The organism is Ruminiclostridium sufflavum DSM 19573 (genome assembly GCF_003208175.1).
Lineage (GTDB): Bacteria > Bacillota > Clostridia > Acetivibrionales > DSM-1351 > Ruminiclostridium > Ruminiclostridium sufflavum.
The window spans coordinates 52,173-65,038 of the sequence record NZ_QKMR01000026.1 but is presented as its reverse complement, the minus strand read 5'-3'; the positions used below and the strand labels follow the sequence as shown (position 1 = coordinate 65,038).

At 36.4% G+C, this 12,866-nt stretch carries 9 protein-coding genes and 1 rRNA gene; 7 read left to right on the top strand and 3 right to left on the bottom strand.

Annotation, left to right across the window (positions count from 1 at the left end):
* Window positions 1–179: 179 nt before the first annotated feature.
* The 6 genes from rrf (at window position 180) to LY28_RS16840 (ending at window position 5,689) form a co-directional block, all read left to right on the top strand.
* A 5S ribosomal RNA gene (gene rrf / locus LY28_RS16865) occupies window positions 180–296 on the top strand.
* A 306-nt stretch (window positions 297–602) separates the two neighbouring features.
* Window positions 603–1,517, top strand: a complete 915-nt coding sequence (gene nadA / locus LY28_RS16860) for a quinolinate synthase NadA (RefSeq protein WP_110463351.1) — start codon at window positions 603–605, stop codon at window positions 1,515–1,517.
* Window positions 1,518–1,551: 34 nt separating this feature from the next.
* Window positions 1,552–3,144 (top strand): L-aspartate oxidase, encoded by a 1,593-nt coding sequence (gene nadB, locus LY28_RS16855; protein WP_110463350.1) that lies wholly within the window; start codon window positions 1,552–1,554, stop codon window positions 3,142–3,144.
* Window positions 3,141–3,977, top strand: a complete 837-nt coding sequence (nadC, locus tag LY28_RS16850) for a carboxylating nicotinate-nucleotide diphosphorylase (protein WP_110463349.1) — start codon at window positions 3,141–3,143, stop codon at window positions 3,975–3,977. Before nadB ends, nadC begins: the two co-directional genes overlap by 4 nt.
* 459 nt (window positions 3,978–4,436) lie before the next feature.
* Complete coding sequence (locus LY28_RS16845; RefSeq protein WP_110463348.1) at window positions 4,437–4,607, top strand: alpha/beta-type small acid-soluble spore protein; 171 nt, start codon at window positions 4,437–4,439, stop codon at window positions 4,605–4,607.
* A gap of 194 nt (window positions 4,608–4,801) precedes the next feature.
* The gene (locus tag LY28_RS16840; protein WP_110463347.1) at window positions 4,802–5,689 is read left to right on the top strand and encodes a YegS/Rv2252/BmrU family lipid kinase; all 888 of its coding nucleotides are present in this window, start codon (window positions 4,802–4,804) and stop codon (window positions 5,687–5,689) included.
* A 219-nt stretch (window positions 5,690–5,908) separates the two neighbouring features.
* On the opposite strand, the gene LY28_RS16835 is transcribed toward LY28_RS16840, so the two are convergent.
* On the bottom strand, window positions 5,909–6,154 hold the full coding sequence (locus LY28_RS16835) for a hypothetical protein (protein ID WP_110463346.1): 246 nt from the start codon (window positions 6,152–6,154) through the stop codon (window positions 5,909–5,911).
* Window positions 6,155–6,614: 460 nt separating this feature from the next.
* Between LY28_RS16835 and deoC the strand changes: the two genes are divergently transcribed.
* Window positions 6,615–7,268: a deoxyribose-phosphate aldolase gene (deoC, locus tag LY28_RS16830; RefSeq protein ID WP_110463345.1), complete on the top strand. Its 654-nt coding sequence runs from the start codon at window positions 6,615–6,617 to the stop codon at window positions 7,266–7,268.
* Window positions 7,269–7,722: 454 nt separating this feature from the next.
* On the opposite strand, the gene LY28_RS16825 is transcribed toward deoC, so the two are convergent.
* Window positions 7,723–10,389, bottom strand: a complete 2,667-nt coding sequence (locus tag LY28_RS16825; protein WP_110463344.1) for a 6-pyruvoyl-tetrahydropterin synthase-related protein — start codon at window positions 10,387–10,389, stop codon at window positions 7,723–7,725.
* Complete coding sequence (locus LY28_RS16820) at window positions 10,386–12,839, bottom strand: 6-pyruvoyl-tetrahydropterin synthase-related protein (RefSeq protein ID WP_110463343.1); 2,454 nt, start codon at window positions 12,837–12,839, stop codon at window positions 10,386–10,388. Before LY28_RS16820 ends, LY28_RS16825 begins: the two co-directional genes overlap by 4 nt.
* Window positions 12,840–12,866: the final 27 nt, after the last annotated feature.

Here is a 12,866-nt window from a genome sequence, read left to right as displayed (position 1 = left end):
AATCTATAAATGAGAGTTTTTCAAATCGATAACATTATTTAGTTTTGAAGGTACAAAGAAGATTGTACTTGACAAAGCGAACAGGAATGTAATAGTATATGTAAGCGGTACAGAAGAAAGAAAAGGAAATGTTAAAAACTCTTCAAGGAGAGAAGAAGCTTGTTGAAGAGATACAAATTTCCGGTGGAAATGACGAGATGGACACACCCGTTCCCATACCGAACACGGAAGTTAAGCATCTCAGTGCTGATAATACTTGGCTGGTGACGGCCCGGGAAAGTAAGTCTCTGCCGGAATTATATCAGAGTTTTGAGCCTAAAGCTTGAAACTCTGTTTTATTTTATAGAAAAAATTTGTATCGTTATTATGTTTTTTCTTAAACTATATGTCTGGTATCATCGGTTCTTTAGCCGATAGTAATTGACTTCGGGTATATTAATAATATAAATTACTAAATATATTGTGTGTAATAATGTACTTTTATAATAAAAGCATTTACAAAGCAAAATATAAGTATTAAAATAAATGCAGTATTTCAACTGATTTAGTCGTAGTTAGGATATATATTGTTGAAATTTTAACAAAAATTTGAGGATATGTTAATGGATAAACAAGAATTGGTAAATAATATTAAAAAGATGAAGATAGAACAAAATGCAGTGATTGTTGCACATAGCTATCAGGCAGATGAGGTACAGGAAATTGCAGATGTGGTTGGTGACTCATTTGCATTAAGTCAGTTCTGTGCTTCAAACACAGCGGATACGATTGTATTTTGTGGAGTTCACTTTATGGCAGAAAGTGCAAAGATTCTTTCGCCGGAAAAAACAGTTTTACTGCCGGAGATTAATGCAGGCTGTCCCATGGCAGATATGGTTACGGCAGAAGATTTGAGAGAGGCTAAGAAGAAATACCCCGAGGCTGCTGTTGTATGTTATATAAACTCAAGCGCAGAAGTTAAAGCAGAATGTGATGTTTGCTGTACATCGTCAAATGCTTTAGCCGTAATTAAATCTATAAATAAAAAAGATATTTTATTTGTGCCTGATCAGAATCTTGGAAGCTATGTAGCTAAAATGGTTCCTGAAAAGAATATTATTCTTTGGGAGGGTTATTGCATTACCCATCATAAAATAAAAGCTGAAGAGGTTTTAAAGATGAAAGAAATGCATCCTGATGCAATACTTCTTGTCCATCCTGAATGCAAGCCTGAAGTTGCGTTAATTGCAGACTTTGTAGGAAGCACAAAGCAAATTATAGATTATGCAAAAAACTCGGAGCAATGTAAATTTATCATAGGAACTGAAATGGGAGTCTTGTATCAATTAAAGAAGGATAGTCCTGATAAAACTTTCTATCTCATGTCCAATGGTCTTATCTGTCCGAATATGAAAAAAACTTCATTGAAAAGCGTTCATGATGCATTAGCATACAAGAGGTATGAAATTAATTTAGGCAGCGATATAATCAATCGTGCATCCCATTGTCTGAATAAAATGTTAGAGGTATGTAAATAATTTTTAGGGCAGCTATGGGTTTATAGGGGGAAAAATGGAAGAGGATACGAAAAAGCTTAATGTTGAAGTCATTGATAAGGATGTTGTTATTGTTGGAAGCGGTATTGCCGGCGTATATACTGCGCTGGAATTACCTGAAAATTATCAAATAGGCATAATTACGAAGGAAACCTTGGACATTAGTAACTCAGTTCTCGCTCAAGGAGGGATTGCAGTCTCACTTGATGAGAAAAACGATTCTCCTGCATTACATTTTAAGGATACACTTTTTGCAGGTGCAGGCCTATGTGATCAAAAAAGTGTGTGGGTTTTGGTAGAAGAGGCTGCCGAGAATATAAAAAAGTTATGTAAGCTGGGTGTTAATTTTGATAAAAGCGGACGCAGCTTATCTCTCACCAGAGAGGGTGCGCATAGCGTAAACAGAATTATACATTCAGGTGATACTACCGGTAAAGAAGTTTGTGATACCCTTATAGGAGTGGCACAAAAAAAACAAAACATTTCTATATATGAAAGATATTTTGCAGTTGATTTAATTGTGAAGTCAGGTAAATGCAGTGGAGTTATAGTTTATGATGAAATAGAGAATAATATTAAAATATTCAGGGCAAATTCTGTTGTAATAGCAACCGGAGGTTTTGGACAAATATATTCTCATACTACGAATCCTGAAGTAGCTACGGGAGATGGCATTGGCATGTGCTTGAGAGCAGGTGCGGAAGCAATGGATATGGAGTTTATTCAATTCCATCCTACAGTTTTATATCATCATAAGGATAAAAGCTTTTTAATATCGGAAGCGGTACGCGGAGAAGGCGCTTATCTGAAAAATGATAAGGATGAGCGTTTTATGCATAAGTATGACAGCTTAGGTGAATTGGCACCAAGAGATGTTGTATCAAGAGCAATATTCAAAGAGATGGCTTTATCCGGTAAAAAAAATGTTTTCCTTGATATTACTTTCCAGAGCAGAGAGCATCTTGAGGAGAGATTCCCGAATATATTCAAAACATGCTTTGAATATGGTATTGATATGTCTAAGGAATATATCCCTGTGGCTCCGGCGGAGCATTACTGCATGGGAGGAATCAGAACCGATGTTGACGGCCAGACCAATATAAGGAGTTTGTTCGCATGCGGAGAGGTGGCATGTACGGGAATACACGGTGCAAATAGACTGGCAAGCAACTCGCTTCTTGAAGGGCTGGTATTTGGAAGAAAGATAGCAAGAAGAATTTCTTCAGAAGACAATGAAAAAAATGAAAAGGATATTACCATTGCAGCAGAGTATAGCCTAAGTCTTGAAAATGAAGAAATTTTTAAAAATATGAAGCAGGAAATACAGGAAACAATGACCAGGTATGTGGGCATTATAAGAGATGAACAAGGTCTTACCAAGGCAGCGGGTATTATAAATAATATTTATCAAAAATATTTGAAATTGACAGGTTTTAGTTTAATTAAGCTTGAGGTCGCAAATATGCTGATAGTTGCAAGACTGGTAATTGAATCTGCGCTTGAAAGGAAGGAGAGCAGAGGAGCTCATTACAGGTCTGATTTTGATAAATCCGACGATGTTAATTGGAAGAGAAATTTAATAAAGGTTTTAGATGGAGGGGTAAAATGAAGCTGGACAAGTTATATATACATGATATTGTTTCAAATGCTTTAAAAGAAGATATGCCTTTAGGAGATGTTACAACTGACAATATAATAAGTGAAGGAGAAATATCGAAGGCAGAATTTCTGGCAAAGCAGGATGCGGTTATAGCCGGGCTTGAGGTTGCAAAATATGTATTTGAGCTGCTTGACAGTAATGTGGTATTTGATTCATTTATAAAGGATGGAGACAAGGTAAAAAAGGGAGATATCATAGCTACAGTAAGCGGGCCTGTGAGAGCCTTATTGAAGGGTGAAAGAACCGCTCTGAATTTCATGCAGAGGCTTTCTGCAATTGCAACGATGACAGATAGATATGTTTCGAAGGTTCAGGGGCTCCCTGTAAGAATAACCGACACCAGAAAGACTACTCCGGGACTGAGACTTCTTGAAAAATATGCTGTAAGTGCCGGCGGGGGTGTAAATCATAGATTTTCATTATCTGACGGAGTTCTTATCAAGGATAACCATATTGCGGCAGCCGGTGGAATTACAAATGCAGTTGAGCGTGTTAGAAGCTGCATACCCCATACTATAAAAATTGAAGTAGAGGTTGAGTCTATTGAAGAGGTTCAAGAAGCATTAGCCTGTAAGGCGGATATAATTATGCTTGATAATATGACTACAGAGCAGATGACGGAGGCTGTTAAGCTAATAAACAAGAGAGCCTTGGTAGAAGCGTCTGGAAATATGACAGAAGAAACTATTTATGGTGTAGCCTTAACAGGTGTGGATATCATTTCGATAGGCAAACTTACACATTCTGTAAACTCAGTAGATATAAGTATGAATATATTTTAAAAAACAACAAATTTATTAAACTGTGGATAAAAATAAATTTATCCACAGTTTTTTTAAGTTATGCACAATTTTAAAGTATATACTGCATGAAACATGGTATAAAAGCATGGTTTGAGGTTTTATGAAAACTAAAAAGAATCCACAGATTTCAATAGAAATGTGGATTATCGGTATCAAAATACAGAAAATATTAACATAGGAGCTGCATATACTAAATGTTGATGTAGAGCTAATATCTTAAATGCAATATATTGTATCCGAAATTAATATTAAATAAAAGTAATTGTGAATATTGTGGATTGTCTGCGGAAATTGAAACAATTTCCTAAATATTTATTATCTTATGAGATAAACTATACTTGTACGCTTTATAATCTATTATGGGCAAGCAAAAGCGTGTTCAAGTTTCTTTTGAAGGTTGAATACGCACATCACATTGCTCAAAAAGGAGGCACAACCATGAGTAGACATAAAAGTACAATGTCAGAAGCCCTTAAAGAGGAAATTGCCAGAGAGCTTGGAGTCTACAACACAGTTTCATCTGAGGGATGGGGAGCAGTAACTTCAAGAGATTGCGGAAACATGGTTAAGAAGGCAATTGAAATGGCTGAAAGAAGTGTCAACCAATAATAGAATAGTTTAGCGTAGTTAAGGGCGGCAGTAAAATGCAATATTGCTTTTACTGCCGCCCTGTTAAATAAAAAGCTTAAGTTCAGGATAATAGATTGATTTTACATGGGAATTAATTTATTATTAGGTTAAGAGGATTTTATTTATTGAAAAATTGAGTATTTCCCTTAGGTATTAACAGAGGAGGGCAAAAATTGAGGAATGCACTATTCGTATATAACCCTGTCTCGGGAGGGCATAAAATACCAAATGAACTGGATTACATATTGGCGTCATTTCAGAAAAATGGTATCCTTGTTCAGCCATATAGATTGGAAGATGGAGAAAGAGAAAATATTACGCATTTATTGGAATCCGGGATATATGATTTTGTAATAGCATCCAGCGGAGACGGAACCATAAATTCCGTAGCGAATATACTTCTTGACAAAAAAATTGAAGTACCAATCGGCATAATTCCGTCAGGAACCTGCAATGATTTTGCAAAGTGTATAGGTATAAACTCTTTGCAGGAGAGTATTGATATAATTATTGACGGAAAAATTCTAGAATGTGATGTCGGTATAATTAATAATTCTCAGTATTTCCTCAGTACTTTTGCCGGAGGAAATTTAGTTGATGTATCCTTTAGTACTAACAGTGACTTAAAAAAGAATTTTGGGCCATTTGCTTATTATCTCAAGGGCTTATCAGAGGTCGCTAACATTAAAAGCTTTGATTTGCAGCTTAATGCGGATGGACAAAGTATAGAAGGAAAGTTTTTGCTGTTTTTAATAGTTAACGGGAGACAAGCGGCAGGTTTCCCCAATTTAGTCAATGACGCAGATTTAACCGATGGATTTATGGATATTATTCTTGTAAAAAAGTGTTCAAATATAAACCTTGCGAGCATATTTTTTAAAGTATTAAGTAAGGAATCGGTAAATGATAAAAATGTAATTATGCTTAAAGCAAAGAACTGTGATATTTCAAGCAAGTCACATATTGCACTTACTATCGATGGGGAAAAGTCGGAATTGTTTCCTGCAAAAATAGAATTTAAAAATAAGGTTTTAAAGGTTTTTGCACCGTTAAAGCTTTGATAATAATAAGCTTGATAAGCTATAACAAGAGTCGGGGCTTATGAACTTAATTACAAATTGGAAAAACGTACCGCTGCACTCAACTGCTGCCGCGGTACGTTTTGGTTTACAGCTGATATATTGGAGTTGGATTTTTTCAATTCTTTGTACGATAAGCTAGGCGAATTATTCTTATGCTTGTGCGCGAATGCTTATGGGAAATAATAAATATATGGTAAATTAGTACATTTGATGTTTACTGTCTTTAAAGGATACGAGCAATTGATTTCGCCCATTGACAAATGTTTTTCTAACGTAATATCCGTTATTTGCAAGAATGTCATAGAGCTTGTCTGCTTGATGAAAATAATTATTACCGATATCAAGAATTAATGTTTCCCCCGGTTTTAGCTTATCTCCAACTATTTCGAGGGCATTTGCTTCGTTTAATTTCTCTGAATTAATTAGATTATTTTGTAATTCCATTTGAACTCCTCTTTTCGCTCTCTTTTTATAGTAAAACATACTTTTTAACAAATCCTAATACTATTATTTACTTATTAAAAAAAAATATTAATATTGAGGCTTTTACAAAAAATATCCGTAGGACAACAATAAAGCTATGTTCAGTCCCTTCATTTTATTTTGAAAAAATTGTATAGATATTTATGTTATTGGCTAAAATAATATTGACCTCACAAAATACATTTTGACCCCCTTTACATGGTTAGTCGTTACCGGCTAACCTATTTTTTTATAATTTCAATTGCTGAGCTTATGGTTTGCTGATATATACTTGTATTTTGCCAAGTAATCTATGATAATAAGTAGATGAGACTCAAACAGAAGCTGTCGGACGATAAGACCGGTTTTTTAGTTTGATAAATAGTATAAGTACAAATTAACTGACACAATGGGTTAAATTAATATGGGAGGTTATAGAGTGATGAAAATAGCAGGCTTGATAGATCACACGGCACTAAAGCCGGATACAACAAGGGATCAGATAAGGAAGCTTTGTAAAGAAGCGTTGGAGTATGGATTTGCGTCTGTTTGTATAAATCCTTGCTATGTGAAGCTTTGCAGTGAGCTTTTAAAGAATAGTCTTGTAAAGGTGTGTACAGTAATTGGTTTTCCTTTAGGTGCAACAACAACGGCGGCAAAGGCTGCTGAAGCAGCGGAAGCTGTTCAAAATGGGGCGTCAGAAATTGATATGGTGATAAATATAGGGGCCGTAAAATCAGAGGATTTTGATTTCGTAAAAAGTGATATAGAAGGTGTAGTTAAAGCAGTTAAGGGGAAAGCACTTGTTAAAGTGATACTTGAGACATGCTTGCTTACGGAAGAGGAAAAAAGAATCTGCTGCAATATTTGCAGGGATGCCGGTGCAGATTTTGTTAAAACTTCAACAGGCTTCAGTACAGGCGGTGCTACAATTGAGGATATCAGACTAATGAGATCAATAGTGAAGCCAAGGCTGGGAGTAAAGGCCTCCGGAGGAATACGTGATTATAAGACTGCAAAGGCAATGGTTGATGCCGGTGCCAGCAGGATTGGAGCAAGTGCCTCAATAGCAATAGCAAGTGAAGAAAATGGTTGAAAAAAATATTTATTATATGTGGATATGTGTGCAATACATGGATTGATTGTGGATAAACAGTTGATATATTGTTATTTTATCCACAAAAAGCCTATATTTTGTGAATAAATATGTTGATAACCCTAGATATCTGTTAATAACCTGTGATGTTTCTTGGCAGCTATTGAGGATAGAAACTGAAATTGCGGAAGTTAATTGTATACTAATGTGTACAATTAACTTCCGCAGTTTTATAAAATGTGTAAAGCTGTAATATAAAAGTCAATTATTATTGTCGCGAAGGCTGAACCTTAAAATTACACCTTAAATATATTCCGATATGTGTGAATATTGTTAATATAATTGTGGATAAACAGCTTGATGTAGATAAAGTTTTCCACAGAAACACTATATTTTGTTTATAAAGCTGTTGATAAAACTATATATACGTGTATAATTTGTGATTTTTATATTGTCAGTATTGTAGATAATTTTTAAGGAACTTGCCAAAGCCATTTATTTGCTCTTGAATTCCATAGAAAAAAACAATAATCAGGATTAATAAAATAAAAGCAAGGAAGGAAAAGCCAAATATTGATTTATTGTGCATTGCAATACTGTAGTTGAGATTTACCGTATGCTTTCCGGCGGGCAAATCCAGTGTTATCAGATCTTCGCATTGGCTTATTTTTATTTGAGATCCATCTGCGGTAGCCGACCATTCAGGTGCATATGATACTGAAATGGTAACCTTACAGTCAGCATTACTGGTATATGAAAACCTGCCTCCCTTATAATTCCAAGTAGAAGCTGTTACATTAAATTGCTCAGGAATAAAAGATTTGCTGACAAACATGGTATCAAATATTTTTTCATACAGGCTGAGGACATCTTTGCTTGTTGACTTTACATTATCATCCACAGCATTTACACCCCACGCGTTAATATAGAAGGGCAGCAAATACTGACTCAGGCCGCCGCCAATAAAAATCACATTTCCGTTTCCAACCTTTTTAACGCCTATAGCACTATTTTGAACAGCCCCATTACTATAAGCGGCAAAGATGTCATCAAGATTATGCAAATTCTTGACAGCTCTTATTTGCTCATTATTATATAAGCTTATTTTATTATTTATTTTCCAAGGGCAATTTTCTTTAAGCTCTAACTTTGAGTTATCTGGCAAAATTTCATCAGAAGCACTGACTCCAAATATATCAAAATTTCCCGTTGGTTCAGGTTCAATTATTATATGAATTCCCTTATTTACTAATTGAGTAACTAAGGCTTCAAGGCAGTCAAGCTTTTTTTCGGTATCAATATCATTTTGATATAAATAAACCAACTTATATTGGCTTAGTTCTTCAAAAGTATAATCTGTTATATCGGCACTTTTACCCTGAATTAAATAGGGGAAGCTCATTGTGAATAAATTAGCCTTATCGCCTATTATAATGGCATTTCGGCTGTCTGTCATGAAGTAGGAGGATGTTTTTTTACTTGTATAAAGATTATACCCGTTACGGTTGACCGAGGTCTTTTCAAAACCATTGGTTTGCAGTATGTTTACCATATTTTTGCTTGAGTAAGTACCGCTGTAATCCTGACCGAGCAACAAGTATCTTACATTGTGGAATGCAAGCTGCTTTGCAATATAAGAATAAGATCCTGATGACAGAGCTGTATCATAATTCCATATGGCCTGATTATAAGGGAAGCTCTCCAAATTCCAGCCATTGCATATATTAGTCTCATATTGCAACGGAAAATATGCTTCCAAACTGTCTGCCGAACCAAGCCAACAGTATCTTCCTTTATTGAAGGCAGTTTTTTCGGTATCTAAATATTCTGCTGTCGAATTGAAGGAATCGGAGGCTTTGACGGGATACGCATATTTATAGGGGTTCATGCTTATAATTAATGCCGCCGATATCAAAAATACACATATCCTGCTGCTGACGTAAGTAATTTTTGATATCAGCGTAGCGTTGCTTTTTAATTGATATTGCAGCAGCTCAGCTATGACGTATGCACTTAATATAGCTCCGGTGACGGAGGTATAGCTCAGGATTCTTCCGGGCGCGATACTTCCTGACAAGGGCAGGTATTTAAATAAAGGCAGTCTCACACCAAAGGGAAAAAGGCATGTAATAATTGTAAGCGCTATTACTGAAAAAAAGTAATAGGATTGTTTCAGATTATTGCGTTTTCTACAGCCGGAAATGACAAAAATTATAATTGCAAGAGCAGACAGTATACCTACGGTAAATGAGTATTTTATAACAGCCGATTCATTAATAGTAAACCATGACACTCCCGCAGTAAATTTTAATGGAAATTCCGATGAAAGAGCAGGCGTGCCGGAATTTCCAGAATGTGCTGCATTTATAAAAGCAAGGCATGCCGTAAGGAATATAGAGAAGGCTGCGGAAAAGAAAGATGTAATAAAGTGTGTAAAGGTGAGTTTTTTCATTACGGCCAATAGCAACAGAAGTATTATGGTGCATATAAGTATCAGAATCGCCTGTAAGGCATGACTCATTGTCATTAGTACTGCTAATACAGTACTTGCGGTAAAATTGATTCTCGATGGCTTTTCAGCGCAGGAAAGCAGGGCAAGCAAAAACCATGGCATTATTGCGAAGACAGGTGCCTGAGTAAGAAAGCCCTCCGAATATAAGGATTCTAACAGGAAGGATTGCAGGCAAAAGGAGACAATGCCGATTAAACCGCACCAATTGCCTATCTTCCTGCGGCAAAATACCCAGACGCCCATTCCGCCGGTAAACATCATTCCAATGCAATATATTTTATATGTGAACATAATGTTACCGGTCAGTAAATAAATGGGCACCAGTATGCAGTAGGACAAGGGCATATAGTACTGAGCAGCTGCACAGCCGTTATACCAAAAAGGAAACCAGCTTGGCAGCTTTCCTTGTGATAAACAATCCGCAATATATTTCACCCTTGTTAAACAGCCCATGGCATCAGATGCCGGAAATAATGCATTTGACTCAAATAAAAGATTTGCGGAGCCGGCAAGGCTGCAAAGCAAAGCAATAATGACGGCCAATTTTAGTTCTGTTTCAAGGCTGTTTTTGCTGACCGGCTGTTTTTTTTGCGAGGCTATTTCTTTCATAGGACACCTTTCTTCTTGCGGATTATATAAAAATACAGAGCGATTAAACCTATAAGACCCAGGAAGGAAGTAAGAATGCCTTGTTTTAAATAAGGATATACAAGTTTAATTTCTGTGTGCTTTTTTGTGACTGCCAGCAAATTATTATCATTTTTGATGTTGTCATCAGATATAAAATTATCCTGATATGCGATAGTAGTGTTTATTCCCTCTACAGGCGTATCAATAATAATTTTATTGCTTTTACGGGTAATACCAATATCTACAGGTTTTCTGGCAGGTACCGCATTTTGTTCAAGCCGGAGCAGGTCGGATATTATGTTCATAACTTCCGTATCCCCGGCTTGCATAGCATGGTATAGTATGTTCAAACCCATAAAAACAATGTTTTCATCTTCATTTGTTCCAAGAAACACCAGTTCTTGATCCAGATATTCAAAATTTCCGGTTGGCTTTTTTATATTATCCAGATATACCGTATTCCAAGTAGAATAAGCCTGTACAAAATTTTCAGGAATAACCTCTCTGCCCTTATACGATAAAGCAGGATATGAATTTTCAAAGGAAAGGCTTTGTGCAGTGACCTCCAAAAAGGTCATTCTGTTTGTGACCTTATCGACAGGTATCCTGTTCATGTCGATTACCACCTTGACACCGTTTCTGCTTAGCCGGCGGACGATATTTTCCGCTGCCTCCCTGTTGTGATATTTAAAGTCTGATAAATAAATAACCTTATATTTCAACAATTCCTCAAGGGTATAATCTTCAATATTATTGGAATTTCCGTTTGCAAACTCAGGATAGCATAATGATATCTGGGTTGAGGAACTTCCTATTGCCAAGCCCTTATAGTTTGATATTAATCCAAAGCTGCCGGATAGTTCTCTGTGAAAAATATAGGTTTGCTTAGTTTCCTGATAAAGCCTGTATTGCGAATTTCCCGCCGCCTTGAGTAAATCGCTGTAATTTTTACCGGAGGCTTTAAGCAAGTCTTTTTTTACAATAACTGTGTCGTTTCCTAATTCAAGACATCTGTCAAACATATAGTCAAAATAACCCCCTTCAAGTGCGGTGTTAAGCATGACAATGTTTGAAGAGGTGGCTGCTCCCTGCCATGCCCAGCCATAAGTATATTTTGCAGGATTATCACCTTCACAGAGCTCCCATGACGGATAGGAACCATTACTGCTGAGATCCATAAGTGCCACTCTTTGCTTGGTTATAGCTTTTGCTATGACAAGCTCATTATCTGTTTTTGTTGATAATTGAGTATAATAGCGTGAAATACTGAAGGAGGGAATGCAGTCAATTAGAAGTATAAGTGCCAGTATCAGCATAAAATAACGTTTACATTTTTTCCATTCAATAAGTGAACAGAAAAAGAGTGCATAAGCCACAGGTGTGAGGCGCCTCATCCATAAAATCTGACTAAGCGGGAGCTTGGATAAAAAGGGTATCGCTGATGCTGTAGTTGCAAGTAAAATGATTACCGTTGTATAAAATCCGGCTTTTTCCTTACGGTTTGAAAGAAAAATTCCGATAACAGATACTATGGCTGCGGAAATACCAAAATAAAAGGTATCAACAATACCGGTCATCCTGTTAAATGGGTTCAGGGAGACACTTAAAGGGGAGCTTAGGGATTTCATAACTTCGGCACTTGCCGCAGGATCCATACCGACCAAGCCTCCCTTCAGAGCCGGAAACAGCCATATACCGCATAATGCAAAGGATAGTAGCATCCCGGCAATGGTGTAAACAGGCCGCAAGACGTTTTTTGTATATATTGAGTAAACTGCAAGAAAAATAAACGCGCCTATGCCTGTCATAGCTGCAATCATTACATGGCTTAGTGTAGATATACACATTAATATTATAATCGGAAAAAGAGAAGTATTTCTGCCCTTTTCGACAAATCTCCAGATAAAATAGACCAGATATGGTAGAAGTATAGCTATGACCATTCTGGGCAAATTGCCCTCACAAAAATATACAAGAAAATTTTCAGGCATGAAAAACCATATAGTACCGATAAAAGTACACAAGATTATCCTGCGGGAAGATATTCCCCATAGAAGCCAGCCCATACCTCCGATAAAGAAGGATAGTCCTGCAAGCAGGTAATAAGCATTTAGGACATTACCGCCTGATATATATTGGAGTCCTGCCATAAGGTAATAGGGAAACGGTGCCCAGTAACGAAAGGGCTGAATACCATTGTACCAGAAATCAGTATATAAGGGATAGAAATCGCCGCTTTTTATGCTTTGATACATTAAATCGGCTTTAAACAGATGTCCCCATATATCGTTGCCTGAGGCATAGTATCTGTTAGCCTTTATTAAATACATCAGAATAATTGCTCCTGTAGCCAGAAAGGCGGCAGCGGCAATTATTTTGAGAGCGAATCTTATGTAAGGCTTATTTTTTGATATTTCCGTATTTTCCATTGATATCGCCTCTAAATTAACCAGAAT

What these genes read in the sequence shown, in the direction of transcription:
- nadA (WP_110463351.1), top strand. Translation starts at nt 603, where the DNA reads ATGGATAAACAAGAATTGGTAAATAATATTAAAAAGATGAAGATAGAA.
- nadB (WP_110463350.1), top strand. Translation starts at nt 1,552, where the DNA reads ATGGAAGAGGATACGAAAAAGCTTAATGTTGAAGTCATTGATAAGGAT.
- nadC (WP_110463349.1), top strand. Translation starts at nt 3,141, where the DNA reads ATGAAGCTGGACAAGTTATATATACATGATATTGTTTCAAATGCTTTA.
- LY28_RS16845 (WP_110463348.1), top strand. Translation starts at nt 4,437, where the DNA reads ATGAGTAGACATAAAAGTACAATGTCAGAAGCCCTTAAAGAGGAAATT.
- LY28_RS16835 (WP_110463346.1), bottom strand. Translation starts at nt 6,154, where the DNA reads ATGGAATTACAAAATAATCTAATTAATTCAGAGAAATTAAACGAAGCA.
- deoC (WP_110463345.1), top strand. Translation starts at nt 6,615, where the DNA reads ATGAAAATAGCAGGCTTGATAGATCACACGGCACTAAAGCCGGATACA.
- LY28_RS16825 (WP_110463344.1), bottom strand. Translation starts at nt 10,389, where the DNA reads ATGAAAGAAATAGCCTCGCAAAAAAAACAGCCGGTCAGCAAAAACAGC.
- LY28_RS16820 (WP_110463343.1), bottom strand. Translation starts at nt 12,839, where the DNA reads ATGGAAAATACGGAAATATCAAAAAATAAGCCTTACATAAGATTCGCT.